This window comes from Serratia sp. Nf2, from assembly GCF_003028435.1.
Classification (GTDB): Bacteria; Pseudomonadota; Gammaproteobacteria; order Enterobacterales; family Enterobacteriaceae; genus Serratia; species Serratia marcescens_L.
This window is the reverse complement of record NZ_PYTW01000006.1, coordinates 290,208-314,024: the sequence shown is the minus strand read 5'-3', so window position 1 is coordinate 314,024 and position 23,817 is coordinate 290,208. Positions and strand designations below refer to the sequence as shown.

Sequence of the window (23,817 nt, the reverse complement as noted above, 5' to 3'; positions counted from 1 at the left end):
AATGAAGTTGGCAACCGCGATACAATATAAAGAATTTTTTTCATAATATTTTAGCCAATTTTTTTATTACACACTCAGGTGAAAACAACTTTGAATTGGCAACCCCCGAGACGATTAACTCATCAATCTCATGCCGTTCACTAGTCAATATTCTTACTAGTTCAACAACCCATTTCTCGATATCGTGGATATCTTTTATAAGAATTGCGCTTCCGTGTGTTATTTCCCGATGTGCTGCAATATCAGATGCAATGACAACGCTCGAATTTGCCTGCGCTTCAATGATTGTACGACCAAAGCCCTCATAAGTAGAGGGTGCTAAATATACATCTGTCAGCTGATACACTTTTGATATCATTTCATTTGAAGCTGCGCCGTATATCATAGAATGGATGCCAAACGAATGGCATTCTTTTCTGAATTCATTCTCTATATTTTCATCTATGGCAACGCCAACTTTAACAAGAACAATATTGCCAGCGTCATTCTCAGCCCCCTTGATGACCTTTGGCAGGATAAGAACGTTTTTCCTTGCCTCAAAGCTCCCAACATTTGAAACAACTTTATAACCTTGATTTTTATAATTTAATATTCCTTCAATAAAATCCTCTTCGTCTCTGCTCAAAGCGCAATCGAGCTCATAAACATTAGGAACAACTTCTTTGATAATATTCGAAATTTCGAATATTTTATCTTTATCTATGCCATAATACTTAGATAGACACCCCTTAGTGAACTCAGAAGGAGTTAAATAACATACCTTAGTATTAAATTTTAGCCCAAAAAAAATCACCTTTAAATACAGCCCCTTAAGACTATTATCTCTCACTTCTGGTACATGATGTATAATTACCACAGTTTTTTTCTTGGAAAAAAGACGAAACAAAGTCAAAAAAGCGAAAGCTTCCTGATAAATAACATAATCACATCTATTATATTTTATTAATGTAATTATTGGCAAGAAAACAAACTGCCAAACATAACGCCCTAGTGAATTTGGATGGCCACCATCTTCATAATATAAATTACGTATCTCTTTTTCACAGCCTGCCTTCAATCCATCGATCAGTTCAAAACTGTATTTCGCCACCCCCGTATTGAACCGACTTTTGGGACCAATAACCCATGCAATCATTTTACACCTTCATCGAAATAAAAATATTACCAACAAATATATTACTAGTGTTCCTACTGAAACAAGGAATTGAAAACCAGTACTTCATAGCCTATCCATTATTTTATGTAATGATGACTTATATTGTGTACTGGTATTTTTTATGTGTTTTAAAGTTGTAGCCACATACGTGCAGATATATATTATGATACGTTATTAGGAGGACTCGCAACATGATCTAAGATGACTTACTTTTCACTTAATAGGAAAGTTCGGCGTCATCTCTTTCGCTTCTGTAGAAAAGCGATATGTAAATAAAGATGTAAAAAAAGAGATTTAGTGGGAAGTTCATCAATATATTATTTGTAAAAAACTCTATTCCCAAATGGTAAAATAACAGAGACAATGTTAGCGTGGCCCCAATACCAGGTTTTATCACCACCCTAAGCATAATTAAAATATATATAGTAAGATACAACAAGACTCCGATAAGCCCATAGTTACTTAGCAAGTTTATATATGTGCTATCCAGAGCTTTGCTCGCCACTTTCAAGCCACTGGGTCCTTCGGTTCCATTTACGCCAATACCTACACCTGTCAGTAAAGAGTCTTTTTCAACATCATTAAATATATTATCATGTTGCAATACTCGGACATATATAGAGCTGTAAGCCGCATCATGAAAACGGGTGTTTTTCATTTGATCATAGACATAGTAATCATTAAATACAAACAACATAATAAAGAATATGATGGCGGTAGCTCCCCCCCAAATCACCCTGGTTAACTTAACATCAACCCTAATAACCACCATTGTCAATTTTATAACACAATAAATAGCAATCCCAATGACAGCTGTTTTATAAAGTGTTGCAACCGCTCCCGCCAAAAAAAGCCCTGCTAATATTGGTTTAAGTTTTTTATTAACAATACCCGATTCTAATGTTATGAAAAAACATATCGCCATCAGCGTTCCTGAGCCAATAAAACTGGTCAAGGTACCCATGGCTCTTAAACTATCACTAACATTATCAAGGCGCAAGCCACTGCCGCGAGAGGAGTTATTAAACTCATCAACCTGAAGAAATATCATAAACCATTCGGTGAATATTTTTTGAACTACTATTACACCAAGATTTATAACACCAACAATGAGAAGAGTTTTGCACAGTTTTTTGTAAAGAGTGGCACCTTCATCAAAGGTAATAAATATATTCATTAAACCTAAGACAAAAAAGAAAGGTATGAAATCATTCTTAATTTGATACATAACCAGAGTTAAATCATCACCAAGAGAAGTGATGATGTAAACTGTCAAAATAAAGGCTGGTGCAATAACCACTAGAATTAAAGTGGATAGTTTTAATCTACCTCGAATCAAGGCTAAAAATACTGAAAAAACATAATAAATTAGGACTAAAACTTCCTTCCATAGTTTCACAATAGGGTTGTCTAACCTTGCCGCGACCAAGCTAAATACACTGGTAAAGCAGAAGACAAAAAAACAAACCGTAGTAAGCATCACCATTATTTTTTTAGTGTTCTGTTTCATTAGACACCATTATTTATTAGTCCGGCTATAGAAAAACTTTGAAATACACAACACAGATTATTCCGTTCAGTATCTAACCATATAAAATTATTGCAGCCATGAAACATGGCTGCAGTTTAATTCAATTACTTTCCTTTAGTTTCCGTGTAATTATAATCATAGTTACTATACCCATAACCATAATAACTACTTGCTTTTTTGACCATACCATTAAGGATGCATCCTTTAACATTAACGCCACTTTGTTCAAAGCGCTTCATGCTCACTTCGATCTCTTTTACTGTGTTCTCCTCAAAGCGAACAACAAGTAAAGTGGTGCCAGCATAGCGCCCGATGATCGCAGCGTCTGTAACGGCTAATACTGGTGGGGTATCTACGATAACAAGATCATAATGTTGTGAGGCCCATTCTATCATCTCATTAAAACGTTGATGCATAAGCAATTCAGCGGGGTTTGGCGGAACTTGTCCTCTTGCGATAAAGTCAAAGCCAACGGAAGGTATATGATTAAGCACATCATCAGCTTTTGCCTTGCCAGATAAAATATCTGACAACCCATTCAAATTATTTGCGAAACCAAATAGTTTATGCGCATAGCCTTTACGCATATCAGCATCTATAAATAATACTTTTTGCCCAGTTTGAGCGATAATTGCTGCCAAGTTACTACTAACAAAAGTTTTACCTGCATCAGGGCTAGCTCCTGATATCATAAGAACATTATTGCTAGCTTCCATCATTGCAAAATGCAAACTGGTGCGCAAGCCTCTTATTGCCTCAATAGCTAAATCTGCAGGATTTTCGATCGCCAGGAAATTAGGTTTAATCGTTTTGTTTTTATTAATAGCCTTTTTGCTATTCCCGATATTTTTTTGTTGTAGCCAAAGGGAGACCGGGATACTGGCATAAACGTTAATACCCAATTCCTCGAGTTGCTCTGCCGTCTCTACTCCCCGACGAAGAAGAACACGGAACAGAACAGCGCCAATGGATACAACACCTCCCAAAATAATTCCCAACAGTATAACTATTGTCTTCTTGGGTTTAACCGCTCGAGGCTCGGTCACTGCGGAGTCAATAATTCTAACATTGCCTATTGCACTTGACTTGGCAATGTTTAGTTCTTGTTGTCTATTGAGCAACTGCATATATACAGCTCTGCCAGATTCAACATCTCGGCTAAGGCGCAGGACCTCTTGTTGTGTTGCTGGCATAACGGAGACTCGCTTATTCAAGCGTTCTTTTTCGGCTTGAAGAGTTTGCCTTTTTTCCATCAAAGCTTTATACGTTGGATGTTCTTTTGTATATAGTTGCGATATTTCAGCTTCACGAAATGTTAGCTGATTAAGTTGATTGTCGGCATTTACAATCTGATCAAGAACAGACTTAGCCTCCATTGATAGGTCGACTGAATCTTTCTGTCGACGATACTCGTTCAGCTTATCCTCTGCCGAATCTAAAGAGCTTCTTACCTTTGGAAGTTGCTCCTGCAAGAAGTCTAGACTTTTTGCATTCTGTGCAGCTTGGCGAGCAATATTTTGTTCTAAATAATTCTGGGTAATACTATTTAATATTTTTGATATTAATTCAGGATTGTCACCGCTTAAGGCTAAATTAAGCATACCCGTGTTTTTTCCTTGATCTGTCACAGAAAAAACAGATTGAAGATCCGCAATTGCCTCTAGTTGTGTATCGTATTGAATTACAAACGCAGTTCCAGGCTGAGCATTGACTTTGTCAACAAGTAAAGTAATTCCGTTTTTCTCTAATATTTTACCTGTTTCACCTTCAATAACTAAATCATTATCTCCCTCAATGCGATAATGATTTTCATCAATTACGGTTAAAAGAATTTGAGCTTCAGTCTTATCTTCTGATCTTGGTAAATAAAGGCGACTTACTGATACTTCACCTGGCTTATCTCCTATTAAACGGGCCCAACCACGACCAAAGATCGGGAAGTATTTTTGACTCACTACCGCTTGAAGATTTAAATCACTTACAGTCTTGCCTAATATCATTCGCGACTGCAGCAAAGCAATTTCGGGGGCCGACTGAGGTTGAGTATCGGGTAATACCTGACTCAAACTATCGAGAATCGCATTGCCCTGTTTTTGCTCAACCTGGATCAGAGCATCGGATTGGTAAATAGGAGTCGCAAACAACGAGTAAATCATAGCCAATACTGTAAAGAATGATGTAACTCCGACAATTAAATATCGGTGATCTATTAGTTCGCCGATGAGGCGCCCCAGATCGAGTTCATCTGAATCTGAAGTATTTGACTTATTAGAAATAGCGGATGGCATGCGTTCATTTCCTGACTAATTATTTATTGATTTTTTCTACCCAGCGTTGACATGACTGGTCAATTAACTGATAGACAAACTCAAAAGCTTCCTTACTCTGCTTGTACGGATCGGGGATTTCCTTATGCTCCAACCATTGCCCCAATAGCATTGTTTTCCCTCTAACTTCAGGTGCCATACTAGTTATTCTCTCAATATGTCTTTTTTCCATTACAAGAATCAAATCGTATTGCCGGCCCAGTTGTGCTGTAAACTGAGTGCCTCGATGACCTTCAAGAGATAAACCATGCTTTTCTGCTACCCTTAGCGCAGAATCGTCAGCAGGATGATCGACTAATGCGCCAACACCTGCTGAATCAATTTTTTTATTTGGCAACGCTTTGCGTAATAACCTTTCCGCTATTGGAGAGCGGCATATATTGCCGGTACAAATAACCAACACTGAATCAAACATAATTAATTCCAATTGCGAATGTATCGGACTGTTTCAGTCATATCGTGGACCCCTGAAATCGTAGGTACCAACTGACTAATGACACGATTCCAACGGACCAGCGGTGCAGTAGTAACATATACTATATCATACGGGCGCAGTTGGAACTCAGTCCCCATAACCAGAGCCGACGCATCAGAAGCATTTAATTGATAGATATTTGCAAGTTTTCTGCCTTCAGAGCCACGTAGTGGGCGGATAACAAATATGCCCGTTGCATCAGCATAGGTTTGTTCCATCCCTTCTGCATTGCCTAATGCTTCAGTTAGGCTCATACCACTACGATCCATTTTTAATGTCACTTGCTTTTTAACCTCTCCCATCACAAATACTTTGAGGTCATCATTTCGTGGTACATACAAGATATCGCCAGGATACAGTAGGTGATTCTGTGTTAAATCTCCTTTTTGCATTAGAGCATGAAGCGAAATTCTCGTCTCTTTGCCATTGTGAGTAAGTACGACATTACGCCAATCGGCATTCTCAGATAACCCCCCGGCCGCGTTGATCGCATCCATCACGGTAAGAGGTACATTAGTGATGGGCTGTTGACCAGATTTACTTACTTCCCCGGTTATATAAGCTTTCTGAGAACGAAATGCAGCCACGCTCACATCTACCTGAGGGCTCTCCACATACTGTCCCAGGCGCGTTGATATCTCACTTCTGACCTGTGCCACTGTTTTACCACTGACCTTAACCTTTCCAATGTAAGGATAGAATATGGTCCCGTCAGAATTTACCCAGTTCCCAGTATCACTGGCGCTACGATATTGACCTGCAGGTGTAGTTAACTCTGGGTGATCCCAAACGGTTACCATTAACACATCACCTACGCCAATGCGGTACTCATAATTCTGTAATTCACGCTCCAGTAAGATATTTGGCTGCGCAACTACAGGTTTTTGCCGTAGCTTCTCTATGAGGTTTGGCGTCATGGGGTAAATGTTCACCAACTCATCAATATCAAAGTCACTGTCTTGCTGTTTGACCACCTCTTTGCCACTACTGGAAAGGTGAGAGCCCGGCACGATAGTACAGCCGCTAACTACACTGATGGATACCAAGAGCGGTATCAGTTTCCATTGTTTTTTCGCCATCGAGTTATCATCACTTTCAAAGTAAAAAATGCATGCAATGCTAAGCCCCAGGCCAACCATGACACTTAGCAAAATGAGTTATCAACACTTGCGCAAGGCGCTTTAAAAGGCACTTTCATTGAGCAAGCGTTGAATTCAGATTTGTTAGGCTTAGACTCTCGGAGCATTATTGCATAGTTCTAAAAAAAAAGAGCAGCGTAAGTCCCATCGTTTTGTCTTAAACTTAGCCACAATCGCTTCAATATTGTGACAGCCATGGAGGGAGGCATCGAGAGAAGCTTTACAAAGAAAGTTCTTCTGCCCATTCACGGAAAGCTTTGCCCTGAGTAGGATGACGCAAACCGTAGGTAACGAAAGCCCGCAAGTACCCCAGCTTCTCACCACAGTTGAAGGATTCCCCGACCAACTCTGTCGCCTCTACCGGTTTATGCTTCAGCAATTCGGCAATGGAATCCGTCAGCTGAATTCGCCCCCAGGCACCCGGTTCGGTAGTTTCCAGCAACGGCCAAATATCCGCAGACAACACATAGCGCCCCACAGCCGAGTAGTTGGATTTCAGTTGGGTCTCCAATCCCGGTTTTTCGATAATCGACGTGATGCGGGAGCTTTCGCCGGGGTTCAGACTACTGGCCTCACACTCCACCACGGAATAATCGTGCAGGACATGCTCATCCGCCGTTTGCACCAATACCTGGCTCAGGCCGGTTTGTTCAAAACGCGCAATCATGTGCGGCAGATTGTCTGTCTTCAAATCCGCTTTCGCATCATCCAGTAAGATGTCCGGTAACAGAACAACAAACGGCGAATCGCCGACCAACGGTTTGGCGCAAAGCACTGCATGACCCAACCCTTTCGGCTGCCCTTGGCGAATGTGCATCAGCGTCACACCTTTTGGTGTTATCGACTGCACCTCATCCAGCAATTGCCGTTTCACGCGCGCCTCCAACATCGCCTCTAGCTCGAATGAGGTATCGAAATGGTTTTCAATGGCGTTCTTGGAAGAATGCGTCACCAGGATGATCTCTTTAATCCCCGCCGCGACGCATTCGTTGACAATGTATTGAATCAACGGTTTATCAACGATCGGCAACATCTCTTTCGGAATCGCTTTGGTCGCAGGTAGCATGCGCATACCCAACCCCGCCACAGGAATAACCGCTTTCAACTTCGTCATGGTAGACCTCATTCAATCTGATGATCGCTTTCAGCCGCAGTGGCAACAGCCTGTTACTTGTTCAATGTCTGCTTCAGCCAGCGGCTGAAGCTCTCGCCTTCCGAACCGTGACGCAATCCATATTGCACAAACGCCTTCATATAGCCAAGTTTGTCGCCGCAATCATGCGACTTGCCGCTCATATGGAACGCTTCCACCGTTTGCTCTTTCATCAACATCGCGATCGCATCGGTCAGTTGAATCTCGTCGCCTGCCCCCGGAGGGGTTTTTTCTAGCAGCGGCCAAATGTCGGCGGCAAGCACATAGCGGCCAACAACCGCCAAATTGGAGGGAGCATCCTCACGAGCCGGTTTCTCGACCACCGCCGTCATCGGTGCGCTTTCACCTGCGGCTATCGCCGCGCCAGCACAATCGACCACACCGTATTTGGACACATCTTGTTCCGGTACCGGTTCAACCATGATCTGGCTGAAGCCCGTTTCGCCGAAACGCTGGAGCATTCTCGCCAGATTATCCTTACGCAAATCCGCCGTAGAATCATCCAGTAAGACATCCGGTAACAGTACGACGAAGGGGGAATCCCCCACCATCGGCTTGGCGCACAGCACCGCGTGCCCCAGCCCTTTCGCCTGCCCCTGGCGCACCTGCATCACGGTCACATCCGGTGGACAAATGCTTTGCACTTCAGCCAGCAATTGGCGCTTCACCCGCGCTTCGAGCATCGCTTCCAACTCAAAAGAAGTATCAAAATGGTTTTCAATCGCGTTTTTCGATGAATGTGTCACCAAGACGATATCTTTAATCCCAGCAGCCACACATTCGGCAACGATGTACTGGATTAAGGGCTTATCGACCACAGGCAACATTTCTTTAGGGATAGCCTTGGTTGCCGGCAACATGCGGGTTCCCAACCCCGCTACAGGGATCACTGCCTTGAGCCTATTCTGCATTTTCATTCCAATTCATCGTAGCGCTACATGCATCCACGGGAGCGCGAAAAAGCACGCTACCGCCCTTGGCTTGTAGCTACCAAAGTACTGTTAATCACGTTTTCACTCGTCTCTCTGCGTGGCGTGAGTCAAAAACTTATGTAAAACGACATCTCATCCTTATTGGAACTGCTATACCGTTCACATAAAAATAAAAAATTCGATGTCTTTATAACCAAACAATGTTAGTTACTGCCGTTATATGGCTAAGATTCTTATACTAATACCCAAGTGATACAAGCCTTAGATCCCCCCAGCCCGCCGTTTTCAGAATAAGACTACTCATGCCACATGCTGATACGAAGCATAGCTTAAGAAAATTGTTTCAATACTTTGATTTAAATAAATTTAATAAGCGTTTTTTTTCTGAGCGCATCACATTTCGGTTAATATCTGCCTCCCTACCCTGTCACCGTGGGCTAAGCGGCGGCGATCGCAGTTTGCGGCAATCGGCCATTACCTCCGGATTAAAGTTGAATTTTGCCGCCTCAACGCCCATCATTCCCGAGCGGCATAAGCCGTAGAACTTACAGGTGAAATTGGGCGTATGGAATGGATCGCTGATCCAACAATTTGGGCCGGCCTGGCCACGTTGGTCGTGCTGGAAATCGTGCTGGGTATAGACAACCTTGTCTTCATCGCCATTCTGGCGGACAAATTACCAAAACAACAAAGAGATAAGGCCCGTGTCGTCGGTCTGTTGCTGGCGCTGGTCATGCGTCTGGCGCTGCTCGCCTCCATCTCGTGGCTGGCGACGCTGACCAAACCGATGTTCATCGTCGCGGAGCACCCCTTCAGCGGCCGCGATCTGATCATGCTGGTCGGCGGGATATTCCTGCTGTTCAAAGCCACCATGGAGCTCAATGAGCGGCTGGAAGGCAAGGATGAAGAGCAACACGGCGCGCGCAAAGGCGCACGTTTCTGGCCAGTCGTGGCGCAGATCGTAGTACTGGACGCCGTTTTCTCGCTCGACTCGGTGATCACTGCGGTTGGGATGGTCGATCACCTGGCGGTGATGATGATCGCGGTCTGTATCGCCATCGGCCTGATGCTGCTGGCCAGCAAACCGCTGACGCGTTTCGTCAACGCTCACCCGACTATCGTTATCCTGTGTCTGAGCTTCCTGCTGATGATTGGCTTTAGTCTGGTGGCGGAGGGCTTCGGCTATCACATTCCGAAAGGCTACCTCTACGCGGCGATCGGTTTCTCGGTAATGATCGAAGCATTGAACCAGCTGGCGCAGTTCAACCGCCGTCGCTTCCTGTCGAAGGTGCGGCCACTGCGCGAGCGTACCGCCGAGGCGGTGCTACGCATGCTGAGTGGCAAACATGAAGAGGCGGAGGTCGACAGCCATTCCGCCAACCTGCTGGCCGACAGCGACAGCGAAAACGGCGAGATCTTCAACCAGCAAGAGCGGCGCATGATCGAACGCGTACTCGGCATGGCGCAGCGCACGGTCAGTAGCATCATGACCTCGCGTCACGACGTCGAATACCTTGAGCTGAACGATCCGCAGGAAAAGCTGACGCAATTGCTGGAGCGCAATCAGCACACGCGCATCGTGGTGGTGGAAAGCAGCGCCAGCGATGAGCCGTTGGGCGTGATCCATACCATCGACGTCCTCAAACAGCAGTTGGCGCAGGCGCCGCTGGATCTGCGCGCGCTGATACGCCAACCGCTGATCTTCCCGGAACAGCTCACGCTGTTAAGCGCCCTGGAGCAATTCCGCCAGGCGCAGACGCACTTTGCCTTTGTGGTCGACGAGTTCGGCTCCGTCGAAGGCATCGTCACCCTGACGGACGTGATGGAAACCATCGCCGGCAATCTGCCGGAGGCCGGCGAAGAGGTGGACGCTCGCCATGACATTCAGCAAAACGAGGACGGTAGCTGGATTGCCAACGGCTATATGCCGCTGGAAGATCTGGTGCTGTACCTGCCGATACCGCTGGAAGAAAAGCGCGAATATCACACGCTGGCGGGTCTGCTGATGGAACACAGCCAGCGCGTGCCGCAAGAAGGCGAACAAATCAAGATTGGTGACTACCTGTTCGAGCCATTGGAGGTCAACAGCCACCGCATTCTGAAAGTGAAGATCACCCCGCCTCCCCCACCGGAGGACTACGAGGTTTAGCATTGAGGCCGGGCATCGCCCGGCCTTTCTTTTACTGGGGAACCAGCAGCTCCGTCGCCACGATCACCACCACCAACCCGACAATCACCGGCACCGAAGTACGCTTCACCACGTCAAAAGGCGAGATTTTCGCCATGCCGGAGACCGCCACCACCACGCCGGAGACCGGCGACAACGTACGGCCGAGATTAGACGCCTGCAGCATAGGGATCACCAAATAGGCAGGATTCACACCCATCTGCGCCGCCAGTTTCGGGATCAGTTCGACAAACGCATAGAACGGCGCATTGCCGGAACCGGTGGTCATGGCCGCCAGCATGGTGATCACCACCAGCACCAACATCATGATCAAACCGCCGGTGCCGAACGACTGCGCCAGCCCGATCAAGCCGCTGATAAAGCCGACGGTGCTCAGCCCCTGCGCGAACACACCCGCGGCCACCAGCAGCATCACCACGCTGGCGAAAGCGTCCGCCATACCGCGATAGGCCACTTCCAGGCCGCTGAATACCTGCTTGGCGCTGAAGCTGCGCACGAACTCGATCAATGCCGCCAACAGCATGCATCCCACCAACACGGTAATGATGTGCAGCTCCGGCCCCCATTTGCCGTCGAAGATCAGCACGCCGAGGATCGGCGTAAACGGCAATACAGCGTAAAAACCCGGCGCGTGCGTTTTTATTTCGCTGGCGTCCATGATGTGGTGCTGTTCATCACTCTTCTTATCGAGATAACGCTGCCAGAAAAAGTGCGCCACGGCCATGCAGACGATGGCGGCAATCGAGATAGGCAGCGTGGTTTTGAACGCGAAGTCCACCAGCGGCATCTCCGCCGCCTTGGCTGCCAGCACCACGTCGCCAGAGGTCGGCGCCAGAATAATCGCCGCCGGCGAAGCGCAAATGGCCGCCGCCGCGCCGCGGCTAATGCCAACGTTCACCATCAACGGGAACAGCGTCGCCATCAGCAATACGCCGAGGCCGGTAGCGGAAGAGACCGCCAATGACATCAGGCAAGCGACAAAATAGGCCGCCACCATCAGCAGATAAGGCGAGTTGATCATCTGCAACGGGCGCGAGGCAAGCTTGACGACCACGTCGTTGGCGCCGATATGCGTCATGTAGGCGGCGAAACCGCACAGCATCATGATCATCATGCCCAGATCGCCGCCGCGGCTCATCAGCAAGATCTTGACGTATTCGATAATGTCGGTCGCGCGCCAGCCGGTAGACGCGGCGCCGGACGGCAACAGCGTTTTCCCCATCAGGGCGCTGATGCCAAGCAGCAGCAACCCTCCCACCATCAAGACGCCAGTGGCGGAATACCCTTTGATGATGTAACGGCCCACGCCCGCCGCCACCGCCGCGCCAATAAGAAGCTCTATCATGTTTCCTCAACTCGTCATGTTTTCGCGCCCAGGCGCATCGCAATCGCAGAATAGGTTCCTACTCTGCACAAACTGAGCACGTTTCTTCATGACCTTCATCAAGGTAACGGAGGGAAATTATCGCGAGGAGCATCGATATTGACGCGGGCCACAGTATGGCCCGCGTTGGGGAATTACAGTTTGTCGAGCAGCTTTTTCAGATCCTGGCCTTCGCGCGAATCCTTGTTCTTTTCAGCCCATTTGTTCAACGCATCTTTGGCCCGATCCTGCAGCGTTTTGCGCAGCACCTGATCGACCTGCAGTTGGTAATTCAGCTGTTGCCACGGCCCGTAAACCCGAAGCGGGATCGGCGTTTTTTGCAGTTGCTCGATCAGTTCACCCCGCCCTTGCCAGCCGCCCGTGACGCGCACGTTAAGTGCCATATCACACTGTTTTCCCGGCATATCGATACTGCCGGCGCCGGTCAGCGCCAGCAAAGGCGAATCCGCCGTCAGGCTGCTGAGTTTGACTGTGCCCTGGCTCAGGCTGGCCTGCGCCGAGACGCTTTTGACTTCGGTATAACGCTGATAGCTGTCTTGCCCGCGCACGCTGTTATCGTTGCGCGCCACCGCCTGTTGGATCAATTGCTGAATGTTCAGGCCGTGCAACTGCGCATCCTGCATCGCCAGCTGCGCCGTACCGCGCCAACGGTGCTCAAATGACTGTGAAGAAAGGCGATCGCCGGTCAAATCCCCTTTCATGCTGAATTTGCCGGTCAGCATCTGCGGCATGTCGAAGGCTTTGAGCACCGTGCCGAGCTCAACCTGGTTCAGGGTCGGCTTCACGTTTATCACCGGTTTATTGCCGCGTGCGTCGAGCGATCCCGGCAAGGAGAAATCGCCGCCGGCCAATTGCCCGGCAAGTTTATGCAGCGTCAACAGGCCGCGTTGATTATCCGCCGCGACGGCTAACTGGGTAACGTTCATACCGCGGTAGGTCAACTGCGCCGCCTGCAGATTCAGCTGTGCATTGAAATCGCGCAGCGCTTCCAGGTTCTGCTGCCGATCGTCAACCTGGCTGGCGATTACCGGCGCGGCGGTCACGGCGGGCTGCTCGGCGGTATTGGTGCTGGATTGCCAACCGGAAAGCGCGTCAAGATCGAGATTAGCCGAATTCAGGTTCACCACATAGCCGGGCACCGTCCCCAGGCTGGCGCTGATATCGCCGGTCAACTGACTGTTATTGGCACTGACGTTCAGCTGGCTGACGGCAATTTGCGCCGGCGTCTGCTGATAGACCACCTGAGCATTACCCTCGCCTTGAATACCGCCGTTCGGAATATCAGCCCCCGACAATTGGTAATTGAACTGGGTCACCTTGGCGCCGATCTGGTGCGGGAACTGCTGCAGATCGATATCGGCCGCCATGCTGAAGGCCAGGTCGCGCTGATCGCGGTTGACCCGGCTGGAAATGTCCAGCTGCGCCTGCCGTTTCTCCGTTTGCTGCAGGGTAAGATTGATGTCCCGGACATTGATTTGCTCGTTGTCAGCACGCTGCCAAATCAACAGGCTGTCCACGACGCGCAGGTTATCGATGTCGAACTTCCAGGCCGCGTCTGCCGCATCAGCGCCGCTGCCGGCCGGCGCAATCGGGGCGTCCACTTGCGAGTGCTCTTCACTGTCGGGCGTGAGGCGAATGACGGCATTTTTCAACATCACCTGTTTCACAAACAGCTGATGCGACAGCAGCGGCAACAGTTTGACGTCAAGACGCATGTTTTCCGCGCTCACCACCGGCGCCTTGGCGCCCGGCGCAGTCAGCGTCATGCGCCCGGCCAAAATGCTGAGCTGCGGCCAGATATGCCAACGCAGGTCGCCTTCGAGCGTTAGCTGGTAGCCGCTCTTCTGCTCGACCTTTTTGACCATGTAACCGCGAAAATCATTCGGATTGACCAGCAGTACCAGCGCGGACATTCCCGCCACCACGACCACCAGTAAAATCGCCAATGTCGTCAGTAATCTTCTCATGCCACCCTCTTGTCAGCGCCACACCGACGGTGCATCCCGCGCCGTTAGTCCTTGTCGATTCGACTGGCTACTGCGCCCTGCTGATCGCGATATTTTGCGTCCTGCCGGCTGTTGTATGGCCGGGCCGCCGGGCCGGACAACGGCTCAAAGCTCAAAGCGCCAATCAGCATCCCCGGCCGCAGCGCCAGCGGCAGCTTGCCGGAGTTGTAAAACTCCAGCACGATGCGCCCGTGCCAGCCAGGATCGATACGGTGCGCGGTCACGTGCACCATCAGCCCCAGACGCGCCAGAGAAGAACGGCCGTCGAGCCAACCCACGAGATCGTTCGGCAGCGTCACGGATTCGAACGTCACTGCCAGGGCCAGTTCGCCGGGATGAAGGAAGAACGCCTCGCCTTCCGGCAGGACAATCTCGTCGCTCATCACGCGATCCAGCGCGGCGCTGACTTCGTCTTTCGGCCCGCTAAGATCGATAAAAGGCGCGGTATGGCCGCGGAACACGCGGAACTGATTGCCCAAACGGACATCTACTGTGGCCCCGTTGATGCGTTCGAGCGGCGGGCGCGGGGAAATCACCAGTTTCTCGCTATCCAGCCAGGCTTCTATATCGCGGTCGCACAGTCTCATGTCTTTCTTCTCCATCAAAACGCGTAACTAAACAAAAATTGCCACACAACGGGCGAAAGGTCTACGCCGGGGTGCAAATAGTTGGCCGCCGGCCGGAAATACGCATTTCCGGCCATTAAGCGGCATTATTCAAAGAATTGGCTGATTTTGGCTTTCAGAATATCGATCGCAATGCGGTTTTTGCCGCCGCGCGGGACGATGATATCGGCGTATTGTTTGGAAGGTTCGATAAACTGCAGGAACATCGGACGCACGGTTTTCTGGTATTGCGCCATTACCGAATCCATCGAGCGGCCGCGCTCGTTGACGTCGCGCTTCATGCGGCGCATCAGGCAGATATCGAGCGGCGTGTCGACAAAGATCGAGAAGTTCATCTCCTGGCGCAGGCGGATATCCGTCAGCAGCAAGATCCCTTCCAGAATGATCACTTTTTTAGGTTCGAGATGGACGGTTTCTTTCTTGCGCGTGTGCTCGGTGTAGCTGTACAGCGGCAGTTCGATCGCCTTGCCGGCCTTCAGCATTTGCAGATGCTGGAACAGCAGGTTGTGATCCATGGCGCTCGGGTGGTCATAGTTGGTTTTGACCCGTTCTTCCATGGTCAGGTGAGTCTGGTCTTTATAGTAACTGTCTTCTGGAATAACGCCGATGTGCTCATCGCCGACCTGCTCGCGGAGTTCGCGGTACAACGTGCTGGCAATAAGGCTTTTTCCGGAGGCAGATGCGCCAGCTATACCAATAATGACGCACTGATGCGGATTGTCAGTCATAAAATTAAAGACCTGATTTCGTAATGTGAAGGGGGGAACTAAAACGCGACAATTATAGGGAGTCGCCGGGGATTCCGCCACTGTATATTACGCGGCGGCGGGCGAATTCGGGCTGCTACGCCACGGGCACGCAGCATTTTAAGAATCTCGCGGCTAGGGCAACGCGCCGTAACGGGTTACACTCCCCGGCGCTGACTTTTGCTCCCCGCCCCCTTCATCGGAGATTGATGTGCTGGATTGGTATTTTCTGACTTTTTTCGGCGACAGTATGCTACTGCTGCCCTGCGCGCTGATTCTGTTTTTATTGCTGCTCATCTCTCCCACCACCCGCGCGGCGGGCTGGCAGTGGGCGCTGATCTTCGGATTCACCGGCGGGCTGGTCTGCCTGTCCAAACTGGCCTTTATGGGCTGGGGCATAGGCAGCGAGCACTATGATTTCACCGGATTCAGCGGCCATTCAGCCCTCGCGGCAAGCATCTGGCCGCCACTGCTCTGGACGTTGACCGGCCGCTTTTACCACCCAATACGTAGCATCGCTTTGCTGACCGGGTGGATATTGCCTTTCGCCATCGGCGTTTCGCGGCTGGAAATTCGTGTTCACTCGGTATCAGAGGTGATCAGCGGGCTGATTTTAGGCTATCTGGCCAGCGCACTGTTCCTGTGGTTGCAGCGAAGCAAAACGCGCCCGCATCTCTCTTGGCCCCACTTCGCCATCGCGCTGGCCTTGCCATTGGCGCTGATGGGGCAGCGGCAGCCGGCTCCCACCCAGGGGTTGCTGGAGCATATCGCCAAAACGCTGGCTCAGATCGAACGTCCCTATACCCGGGCAGATTTGCACAACCCTGTCCGCATCCCATAAAAAAACCCGGTGTTTAAGCCGGGTTCTTGCTTTGCGATAGGCAGATTACAGCGCGCGGAATGCAATCTCTGTCGGGATCGCCTCGCCCTGCCAATACATCTGCGCAGCCACGCGACCGGCCAGTTGACGATACATTTCGGCGAATTCGCTGTCCGGGCGGCTGATCACCGTCGGCGTACCGCGATCCAGGTCTTCGCGCAGCGAGATATGCAGCGGCATATGCCCCAGCAGGCGGCTGTGGTATTTCTGCACCAGCTTCTCAGCGCCGCCGGTGCCGAAGATCGGCTCATGGTGACCGCAGTTGCTGCAGATGTGCACGCTCATGTTCTCCACGATGCCCAGCACCGGCACATGCACTTTCTCGAACATCACGATGCCCTTGGCGGCATCCAGCAAAGCGATATCCTGCGGGGTGGTAACCACCAGCGCGCCGGTCACCGGAATGTTCTGCGACAGCGTCAGCTGGATGTCGCCGGTGCCCGGCGGCATGTCCAGCACCAGGTAATCCAGATCCGGCCACAGCGTATCCTGCAGCAGCTGCATCAGCGCCTTGCTGGCCATCGGGCCGCGCCACACCATGGCGTTGTCGTCGGTCACCAGGTAACCGATGGAGTTGGTCGCCAGGCCGTGCGCCACGATCGGCGCCATGTGCTGACCGTCCGGCGAAGTCGGCCGCTCGTGTTCGGTGCCCAGCATATTGGGGATCGACGGGCCGTAAATGTCGGCGTCCAGAATACCGACCTTGGCCCCTTCGGCGACCAGCGCCAGCGCCAGGTTGACGGCGGTGGTGGATTTCCCCACCCCGCCTTTGCCGGAGCTGACGGCGATGATATTGCGCACGCCTTTGATCCCGGCCTGGCCGTTGGCACGCTTCAGCGTCGTGATATCGTGAGTTAGCTTCCAGTCGATGGCGCCGGCGCCGGTCACGCGCAGCAATTCGGGGCCGACGCTCGCCTGCAGCGCCTCAAAACCGCTCTGCCAGGCAAACGGCATCGTCAGTTCGATATGCAGCACATCGTCCAGCAACGCGCAGTGATGGATGGCCTTCAATGCGGTCAGGTTGTTTTTCAACGTCGGGTGTTCAAAGGCGGCCAGTACACCGGTCACCAGGGCGCGCAGAACTTCGGGGTTGGTCTGCTCAGGGGATTTTGCGTTCATCCCGGCTCCTTGATTTTGAATGGGTAGCTTCCGGCTAAGCATATCAGAACTGCGCTGCCGCTGGCGCATATAACCTGCAAGAAACCGCCCTAGCAGCGAAGGGCGCGATCGGTTAACATCGAAGGCCCTTTTATTCATTACAGAAAGCAAGTTCTCACTATGGCTCAAGTCGCGAAAAAATTATTGGTGACGTGCGCGCTACCGTACGCAAATGGTTCCATCCATCTCGGCCACATGCTCGAGCACATCCAGGCGGATATCTGGGTGCGTTACCAACGAATGCGCGGCCACGAAGTGCATTTCATCTGCGCGGACGACGCGCACGGCACGCCGATCATGCTGAAAGCGCAGCAACTGGGCGTGAAACCGGAAGAAATGATCGCGGAGATGAGCCAGGAGCACCAACAGGATTTCGCCGGCTTTGGCATCAGCTATGACAACTACCATTCGACCCATAGCGATGAAAACCGCGAGCTGTCCACCCTGATTTACAGCCGCTTGAAAGAAAACGGTTTTATCAAGAACCGCACCATTTCTCAGCTGTACGATCCGGAGAAAGGCATGTTCCTGCCGGACCGTTTCGTGAAAGGCACCTGCCCGAAATGCAAATCGCCCGATCAGTACGGCGACAACTGCGAAGTGTGCGGCGCCACCTACAGCCCGACGGAACTGATCGATCCGAAGTCCGTGGTTTCCGGCGCGACGCCGGTGATGCGCGACTCCGAACACTTCTTCTTCGACCTGCCGGCCTTCAGCGAAATGCTGCAGGCGTGGACGCGCTCCGGCGCGCTGCAAGAGCAAGTAGCGAACAAGATGCAGGAGTGGTTCGAATCCGGCCTGCAGCAGTGGGACATCTCCCGCGATGCGCCTTACTTCGGCTTCGAGATCCCGGATGCGCCGGGCAAATACTTCTACGTCTGGCTGGACGCGCCGATCGGCTACATGGGCTCCTTCAAGAACCTGTGCGACAAGCGCGGCGATCTGGACTTCGACGAGTTCTGGCGCAAAGACTCCACTACCGAGCTGTATCACTTTATCGGCAAGGACATCGTCTACTTCCACAGCCTGTTCTGGCCGGCGATGCTGGAAGGCAGCAACTTCCGCAAACCGACCAACCTGTTCGTGCACGGCTACGTGACGGTGAACGGCGCCAAAATGTCCAAGTCGCGCGGCACCTTCATCAAGGCCGGCACCTACCTGCAGCATCTGGACGCCGACTGCCTGCGCTATTACTACGCCGCCAAGCTCTCTTCACGCATTGATGACATCGATCTCAATCTGGAAGACTTCGTGCAGCGCGTAAACGCCGATATCGTCAACAAGGTGGTGAACCTGGCGTCGCGCAACGCCGGCTTTATCAACAAGCGCTTCGGCGGCAAGCTGGCCGACAGCCTGGCCGATCCGGCGCTGTACCAGACCTTCGTCGACGCGGCGCAGAGCATCGCCGAAGCTTACGCCGGCCGCGAGTTCAGCCGCGCGATCCGCGAAATCATGGCGCTGGCCGATCTGGCCAACCGTTACGTGGATGAGCAGGCACCTTGGGTGGTGGCGAAGGAAGAAGGCCGCGACGCCGATCTGCAGGCCATCTGCTCGATGGGCATCAACCTGTTCCGCGTGCTGATGACTTACCTGAAGCCGGTGCTGCCTTCGCTGACCGAACGCGCCGAAGCGTTCCTCAATGCCGAGCTGAGCTGGGACACGATCCCGCAGCCGCTGCTGGGCCATCAGGTGAACGCATTCAAAGCGCTGTTCAACCGCATCGATCTGGACAAGGTCAGCGAGATGGTCAACGCTTCGAAGGAAGACATGGCCGCCGCCAAACCGGTGACAGGTCCATTGGCCGATGATCCGATCCAGGAAACCATCACCTTCGACGACTTCGCCAAGGTGGACATGCGCATCGCCCTGATCAAGAGCGCCGACTTTGTCGAAGGCTCTGACAAACTGCTGAAACTGCAGCTGGACCTGGGCGGCGAATCGCGCCAGATCTTCTCCGGCATTCGCTCCGCTTACCCGGATCCGAAAGCGCTGGAAGGCCGCCTGACCATCATGGTCGCCAACCTGGCGCCGCGCAAAATGCGTTTCGGCGTTTCGGAAGGCATGGTGATGGCGGCGGGCCCTGGCGGGAAAGAGATCTTCCTGCTGAGCCCGGACAGCGGCGCACAGCCAGGCATGCAGGTCAAGTAACCGCACCGGCGCGTTACATCAAGGGTCGAGCTTGCTCGGCCCTTTTTTAATGCCTCAAACCCAACGTTATAAACAGTAAGAAAAAGTCATAACCGCTCTGATTCCCTCGCCCGCCGCATCCCGCTATGATGCTCAGCAACAACAAATAGACGTCCAGATAGAAAGACTGCTATAACAGACCTTCACCGGGATCGTTACCCTGCTTTTTTGGAGCCTATAATAATGAAAAACCTCAAGACTTCGCTGCTCGCCCTCAGCCTGCTGGCCGCCCTGCCGCTGCAGGCGGCGGAAACTGCCGCCGTGCCGGCCGCCATCGCTCAGCATCAGGGGCCGGTGCGCATCGCGGTGATCCGCAATCTCGGCTCCGACGACAACACCACGCAATTTTTGGCGGGTGCCATTCAGGAAGGGCGCAAGCTGGGCTTCAAAGTGGACACCTTCCTCAGCAACGGCGACGACGCGCGCTTCCAGGACTTCGTCAACCAGGCTATCAGCCAGAAATATGACGGCATCATTCTCTCGCAGGGGCGAGCCCCCTATTCCACCGACCTGGTCAAACGCATCGCGGCGGCCGGTATCGCCGTAGCGGCTTTCGATACCGACGTCAGCGGCAGCGTTCCCGGCGTCACCGTCTCACAGCAGGACGACGCTTCACTGGCCAACGCCTCCTTCGGCCAGCTGGTGAAGGATTTCAACGGCCAGGCCAACATCATCAAACTCTGGGTAGCCGGCTTCCCGCCGATGGAACGCCGCCAGGCCGCCTATCAGCAACTGCTGAAACAGCATCCGGGCATTCATGAGCTGGAATCGATCGGCGCGGTCTCCTCCGACGTACAGGGCGATACCGCCAACAAGGTGGGCGCGGTGTTGGCGAAATACCCGAAAGGCAAGATCGACGCCATCTGGGGCACCTGGGATGCCTTTACCCAGGGCGCTTACAAGGCGTTGAAAGAGAACGGGCGTACCGAAATCAAGCTGTACAGCATCGATATTTCCAACCAGGACTTGCAGTTGATGCGCGAAGCCGGCAGCCCGTGGCAGGTCAGCGTGGCGGTGGATCCGAAGCTTATCGGCGCGATCAACCTGCGCCTAGTGGCCAACAAGATCGCCGGGGAAAGCACGCCGGACAGCTATCAGTTCAAAGCGACGGTCATTCCGCAGGCGCTGTTACAGGCGCAGCCGGGGCCGGTCAACGTCGCCGGGCTGGCGAAGATCATCCCCGGCTGGGGCAGCAGCAGCGACTTCGTGCAGCCGTGGTTCGCCACGCTGCAGGCCGAACACGGTAAATAATGCTTTTTTTGACGAGGCTGGCGACGCAGCCTCTGTTTTTAAACTAATTATCGGCTTTCCCCTTCCGTCCTCGCCAAAATGCGCTATGTTATCTGCATTACCCAATAACTGTATGCATAAACAGGCTTCGAATGAAGGGATTTCCCCCGCTGATCAACGTACTGCTGGCCAGTTCGCTGGTGTTGACCATCGGCCGCGGCGTGACGCTGCCGTTCATCACTATCTACCTCACCGAGCATTTCCATCTGCTGCCGAAGAGCGTGGGCGTGATCCTGGGTGTCAGCCTGACCCTCGGCATACTTGCCAGCCTGTACGGCGGCTATCTGGTAGACAAATTCAGCAAGAACCGCCTGATCCTGCTGTCGATTTTATTGTTTGCGCTGAGCTTCTTCGCCCTTCCCTGGATCCCGCGCCCCGGCGGCGTGATCGTGGTGCTGGCGATCCTGCATACCTGTTATTCGGTGCTGAGCATCACCATTAAGGCCTGCTTCGCCGACTGGCTGCCGGCCGAGCAGCGCATCAAGGCTTTTTCAATCAACTACACATTGGTCAACGTCGGCTGGGCGATCGGTTCTGCGCTCGGCGTCCTGGTGGCCGGGCTGAGTCCACTGCTGCCGTTTTACCTGTCGGGCGGGTTGGCGCTGGCGACGGTGGCGGCGCTCAGCCTGCGCTTGCGCGGTCGGGAACAGCGCGCAACGCCAGCCGCCACCGCACCCGCGGCGCTCCCCAACTTCCGCCAGACGCTGACTATCCTGCGCAGCGATCGGCGGCTGATCTACTTCACTCTCGGCAGCACCCTGGGCGCCGTGGTGTTCGGTCAGTTCACCGGCTATCTGTCGCAGTACCTGATCACCGTCTCCAGCGCCGAGTTTGCCTACAAAATCATCGGGCTGGTGATGATTGTCAACGCCAGCATCGTCATCGCCCTGCAATACCTGCTCAGCCGCGGCATGCGCCAGGAAAACATGCTGCGCTGGCTGGTGCTGGGCACGCTGTTTTTCATCATCGGGCTGCTTGGTTTCATGGTGGCCGGCCAGGCGGTCTGGCTATGGCTGGCGGCGATGGCGGTATTTACCCTCGGCGAAATCATCGTTATCCCGGTAGAATACATGTTTATCGACTTTATCGCGCCGCCGCACCTGAAAGGCAGCTACTATGGGGTACAAAATCTCAGCGCGCTGGGCGGCGCCATCAACCCGGTGCTGTGCGGGGTGCTGCTCAGCTATGCCGCGCCGCCGCTGATGTTCGTGATGCTGATCGTCGCGGCGCTGCTCAGCCTGCTGTTTTTCTTCCTCGGCCACCGGCTGGCGGAACACGCGGCGGCAATCGCCGAAGACGCGCGCTGACCCCGCCCGCAACGGCCATTGCGGGCTGTCAACCCGCCGTTCGGGCATGGCACCCATAGCGAGAATTCATGGTGCGATCTGTGGCATGGCTCACAGTTTAATTGTATGATGAATGCATCAGTTAAACGGGAAAAGACAATGGCCAACGTGCTCACACTGTGCTGGAAATACCTGAGAGCCCTGCTCCTCATCTATCTTTGTCTGTTCGTCGGCAACGCGCTGGCGGCGCTGCTGCCGTTCGCCATTCCCGGCAGCATCCTCGGCATGCTGCTGCTGTTCGCCCTGCTCTCTACCCAAATTATGCCGGCCAAATGGGTCAAACCCGGCTGCCATTTGCTGATCCGCTACATGGTGCTGCTGTTCGTGCCGATCGGCGTCGGGGTGATGAAATACTATGACCAGATCGTCGCGCATCTGGGCCCACTGGTTATTTCTTGCCTCATCAGCACGCTGATGGTGCTGGTGGTGGTCGGCTATACCTCACACTATTTTCACCGCGAGCGCCGCATCGTCGGTAAGCCCGACGACACGGAGGGTAACCCATGATCCATGAAATCTGGTGGTCGCTGCCGCTAACGCTGGCGGTCTATTTCGCCGCGCGCTGGCTGGCGCATAAGCTGAACATGCCACTGCTCAACCCGCTGCTGGTGTCCATGGCGGTGATCATCCCGCTGCTGCTACTCACCGGCATCTCCTATGAGCGCTACTTTCAGGGCAGCAAAATCCTCAACGATCTGCTGCAGCCGGCGGTCGTCGCGCTGGCCTTCCCGCTGTATGAACAGCTGCACCAGATCCGCGCGCGCTGGAAGTCGATTATCGCGGTGTGCTTCATCGGCAGCCTGACCGCCATGATCAGCGGCGGCGCCATCGCCCTGTGGCTGGGCGCCACGCCGGAAATCGCCGCCTCTATCCTGCCGAAATCGGTCACTACGCCGATCGCCATGGCCGTCGCGGACTCGCTCGGCGGCATTCCGGCGATCAGCGCGGTCTGCGTCATTTTCGTCGGTATCCTCGGCGCCGTGCTCGGCCATACGCTGTTCAACCTGTTGAAAATCACCACCCACTCGGCGCGCGGCCTGGCGATGGGCACCGCATCCCACGCGCTGGGCACCGCACGCTGCGCGGAGATGGACTACCAGGAAGGCGCTTTCGGCTCGCTGGCGCTGGTGATCTGCGGCATCATCACCTCGCTGCTGGCGCCGTTCCTGTTCCCGGTGCTGCTGCATCTGTTCGGTTGAATACGTTGAAACTTGCGATACATCTCGCATTTATGTATCTCATTGCATTAATTTCATCGATTAAGAGACATTAATCACACTTTAATGTCTCTGG

At 52.6% G+C, this 23,817-nt stretch carries 19 protein-coding genes; 7 read left to right on the top strand and 12 right to left on the bottom strand.

The window, feature by feature from the left end; genetic code table 11:
• Positions 1 to 40: 40 nt before the first annotated feature.
• From C9411_RS15930 to galU, 7 genes are all read right to left on the bottom strand, one after another.
• Positions 41 to 1,135: a glycosyltransferase gene (locus C9411_RS15930; protein ID WP_107227467.1), complete on the bottom strand. Its 1,095-nt coding sequence runs from the start codon at positions 1,133 to 1,135 to the stop codon at positions 41 to 43.
• A gap of 238 nt (positions 1,136 to 1,373) precedes the next feature.
• On the bottom strand, positions 1,374 to 2,666 hold the full coding sequence (locus C9411_RS15925; RefSeq protein ID WP_107227466.1) for a hypothetical protein: 1,293 nt from the start codon (positions 2,664 to 2,666) through the stop codon (positions 1,374 to 1,376).
• 125 nt (positions 2,667 to 2,791) lie between these two features.
• A complete protein-coding gene (locus C9411_RS15920; RefSeq protein ID WP_107227465.1) occupies positions 2,792 to 4,975 on the bottom strand; it encodes a polysaccharide biosynthesis tyrosine autokinase in 2,184 nt (727 codons plus the stop codon).
• Between the two features lie 19 nt (positions 4,976 to 4,994).
• Positions 4,995 to 5,429, bottom strand: a complete 435-nt coding sequence (locus C9411_RS15915; protein WP_107227464.1) for a protein tyrosine phosphatase — start codon at positions 5,427 to 5,429, stop codon at positions 4,995 to 4,997.
• A gap of 2 nt (positions 5,430 to 5,431) precedes the next feature.
• A complete protein-coding gene (locus C9411_RS15910) occupies positions 5,432 to 6,568 on the bottom strand; it encodes a polysaccharide export protein (protein ID WP_107227477.1) in 1,137 nt (378 codons plus the stop codon).
• Between the two features lie 280 nt (positions 6,569 to 6,848).
• Positions 6,849 to 7,742 carry a UTP--glucose-1-phosphate uridylyltransferase gene (locus tag C9411_RS15905; protein ID WP_107227463.1) on the bottom strand — a complete coding sequence of 298 codons (894 nt, stop codon included), beginning with the start codon at positions 7,740 to 7,742 and terminating at the stop codon, positions 6,849 to 6,851.
• 53 nt (positions 7,743 to 7,795) lie between these two features.
• Positions 7,796 to 8,692, bottom strand: a complete 897-nt coding sequence (gene galU, locus C9411_RS15900) for a UTP--glucose-1-phosphate uridylyltransferase GalU (protein WP_107227476.1) — start codon at positions 8,690 to 8,692, stop codon at positions 7,796 to 7,798.
• A gap of 586 nt (positions 8,693 to 9,278) precedes the next feature.
• Between galU and C9411_RS15895 the strand changes: the two genes are divergently transcribed.
• Positions 9,279 to 10,862, top strand: coding sequence for a TerC family protein (locus tag C9411_RS15895; RefSeq protein WP_107227462.1), 1,584 nt, complete (start codon positions 9,279 to 9,281; stop codon positions 10,860 to 10,862).
• 31 nt (positions 10,863 to 10,893) lie between these two features.
• Here the strand turns inward: C9411_RS15895 and dcuC are convergent, their stop codons facing one another.
• From dcuC to udk, 4 genes are all read right to left on the bottom strand, one after another.
• Positions 10,894 to 12,246, bottom strand: a complete 1,353-nt coding sequence (gene dcuC, locus C9411_RS15890) for an anaerobic C4-dicarboxylate transporter DcuC (protein WP_107227461.1) — start codon at positions 12,244 to 12,246, stop codon at positions 10,894 to 10,896.
• Between the two features lie 173 nt (positions 12,247 to 12,419).
• The gene (gene asmA / locus C9411_RS15885) at positions 12,420 to 14,252 is read right to left on the bottom strand and encodes an outer membrane assembly protein AsmA (RefSeq protein ID WP_107227460.1); all 1,833 of its coding nucleotides are present in this window, start codon (positions 14,250 to 14,252) and stop codon (positions 12,420 to 12,422) included.
• Positions 14,253 to 14,296: 44 nt separating this feature from the next.
• The gene (gene dcd / locus C9411_RS15880; RefSeq protein ID WP_004938917.1) at positions 14,297 to 14,878 is read right to left on the bottom strand and encodes a dCTP deaminase; all 582 of its coding nucleotides are present in this window, start codon (positions 14,876 to 14,878) and stop codon (positions 14,297 to 14,299) included.
• 125 nt (positions 14,879 to 15,003) lie between these two features.
• Positions 15,004 to 15,645 (bottom strand): uridine kinase, encoded by a 642-nt coding sequence (udk, locus tag C9411_RS15875; RefSeq protein ID WP_004938922.1) that lies wholly within the window; start codon positions 15,643 to 15,645, stop codon positions 15,004 to 15,006.
• A gap of 229 nt (positions 15,646 to 15,874) precedes the next feature.
• Here udk and C9411_RS15870 point away from each other — a divergent pair, with 229 nt between their 5' ends.
• Positions 15,875 to 16,504: a phosphatase PAP2 family protein gene (locus C9411_RS15870; RefSeq protein ID WP_063989321.1), complete on the top strand. Its 630-nt coding sequence runs from the start codon at positions 15,875 to 15,877 to the stop codon at positions 16,502 to 16,504.
• A 45-nt stretch (positions 16,505 to 16,549) separates the two neighbouring features.
• On the opposite strand, the gene apbC is transcribed toward C9411_RS15870, so the two are convergent.
• Positions 16,550 to 17,662 carry an iron-sulfur cluster carrier protein ApbC gene (gene apbC, locus C9411_RS15865; RefSeq protein WP_107227459.1) on the bottom strand — a complete coding sequence of 371 codons (1,113 nt, stop codon included), beginning with the start codon at positions 17,660 to 17,662 and terminating at the stop codon, positions 16,550 to 16,552.
• A gap of 159 nt (positions 17,663 to 17,821) precedes the next feature.
• Between apbC and metG the strand changes: the two genes are divergently transcribed.
• The 5 genes from metG to C9411_RS15840 all read left to right on the top strand — a co-directional run bounded on the left by metG (position 17,822) and on the right by C9411_RS15840 (position 23,723).
• Positions 17,822 to 19,849 carry a methionine--tRNA ligase gene (gene metG / locus C9411_RS15860; protein ID WP_107227458.1) on the top strand — a complete coding sequence of 676 codons (2,028 nt, stop codon included), beginning with the start codon at positions 17,822 to 17,824 and terminating at the stop codon, positions 19,847 to 19,849.
• Positions 19,850 to 20,071: 222 nt separating this feature from the next.
• The gene (locus C9411_RS15855; RefSeq protein ID WP_107227457.1) at positions 20,072 to 21,139 is read left to right on the top strand and encodes a sugar ABC transporter substrate-binding protein; all 1,068 of its coding nucleotides are present in this window, start codon (positions 20,072 to 20,074) and stop codon (positions 21,137 to 21,139) included.
• A gap of 131 nt (positions 21,140 to 21,270) precedes the next feature.
• On the top strand, positions 21,271 to 22,485 hold the full coding sequence (locus C9411_RS15850; protein ID WP_107227456.1) for an MFS transporter: 1,215 nt from the start codon (positions 21,271 to 21,273) through the stop codon (positions 22,483 to 22,485).
• A 138-nt stretch (positions 22,486 to 22,623) separates the two neighbouring features.
• On the top strand, positions 22,624 to 23,031 hold the full coding sequence (locus tag C9411_RS15845; RefSeq protein ID WP_063989316.1) for a CidA/LrgA family protein: 408 nt from the start codon (positions 22,624 to 22,626) through the stop codon (positions 23,029 to 23,031).
• The gene (locus C9411_RS15840; RefSeq protein WP_107227455.1) at positions 23,028 to 23,723 is read left to right on the top strand and encodes a CidB/LrgB family autolysis modulator; all 696 of its coding nucleotides are present in this window, start codon (positions 23,028 to 23,030) and stop codon (positions 23,721 to 23,723) included. The genes C9411_RS15845 and C9411_RS15840 overlap by 4 nt, the downstream gene beginning before the upstream one ends.
• Positions 23,724 to 23,817 lie beyond the last annotated feature (94 nt).

What these genes read in the sequence shown, in the direction of transcription:
- C9411_RS15930 (WP_107227467.1), bottom strand. Translation starts at nt 1,135, where the DNA reads ATGATTGCATGGGTTATTGGTCCCAAAAGTCGGTTCAATACGGGGGTG.
- C9411_RS15925 (WP_107227466.1), bottom strand. Translation starts at nt 2,666, where the DNA reads ATGAAACAGAACACTAAAAAAATAATGGTGATGCTTACTACGGTTTGT.
- C9411_RS15920 (WP_107227465.1), bottom strand. Translation starts at nt 4,975, where the DNA reads ATGCCATCCGCTATTTCTAATAAGTCAAATACTTCAGATTCAGATGAA.
- C9411_RS15915 (WP_107227464.1), bottom strand. Translation starts at nt 5,429, where the DNA reads ATGTTTGATTCAGTGTTGGTTATTTGTACCGGCAATATATGCCGCTCT.
- C9411_RS15910 (WP_107227477.1), bottom strand. Translation starts at nt 6,568, where the DNA reads ATGGCGAAAAAACAATGGAAACTGATACCGCTCTTGGTATCCATCAGT.
- C9411_RS15905 (WP_107227463.1), bottom strand. Translation starts at nt 7,742, where the DNA reads ATGACGAAGTTGAAAGCGGTTATTCCTGTGGCGGGGTTGGGTATGCGC.
- galU (WP_107227476.1), bottom strand. Translation starts at nt 8,692, where the DNA reads ATGCAGAATAGGCTCAAGGCAGTGATCCCTGTAGCGGGGTTGGGAACC.
- C9411_RS15895 (WP_107227462.1), top strand. Translation starts at nt 9,279, where the DNA reads ATGGAATGGATCGCTGATCCAACAATTTGGGCCGGCCTGGCCACGTTG.
- dcuC (WP_107227461.1), bottom strand. Translation starts at nt 12,246, where the DNA reads ATGATAGAGCTTCTTATTGGCGCGGCGGTGGCGGCGGGCGTGGGCCGT.
- asmA (WP_107227460.1), bottom strand. Translation starts at nt 14,252, where the DNA reads ATGAGAAGATTACTGACGACATTGGCGATTTTACTGGTGGTCGTGGTG.
- dcd (WP_004938917.1), bottom strand. Translation starts at nt 14,878, where the DNA reads ATGAGACTGTGCGACCGCGATATAGAAGCCTGGCTGGATAGCGAGAAA.
- udk (WP_004938922.1), bottom strand. Translation starts at nt 15,645, where the DNA reads ATGACTGACAATCCGCATCAGTGCGTCATTATTGGTATAGCTGGCGCA.
- apbC (WP_107227459.1), bottom strand. Translation starts at nt 17,662, where the DNA reads ATGAACGCAAAATCCCCTGAGCAGACCAACCCCGAAGTTCTGCGCGCC.
- metG (WP_107227458.1), top strand. Translation starts at nt 17,822, where the DNA reads ATGGCTCAAGTCGCGAAAAAATTATTGGTGACGTGCGCGCTACCGTAC.
- C9411_RS15855 (WP_107227457.1), top strand. Translation starts at nt 20,072, where the DNA reads ATGAAAAACCTCAAGACTTCGCTGCTCGCCCTCAGCCTGCTGGCCGCC.
- C9411_RS15850 (WP_107227456.1), top strand. Translation starts at nt 21,271, where the DNA reads ATGAAGGGATTTCCCCCGCTGATCAACGTACTGCTGGCCAGTTCGCTG.
- C9411_RS15845 (WP_063989316.1), top strand. Translation starts at nt 22,624, where the DNA reads ATGGCCAACGTGCTCACACTGTGCTGGAAATACCTGAGAGCCCTGCTC.
- C9411_RS15840 (WP_107227455.1), top strand. Translation starts at nt 23,028, where the DNA reads ATGATCCATGAAATCTGGTGGTCGCTGCCGCTAACGCTGGCGGTCTAT.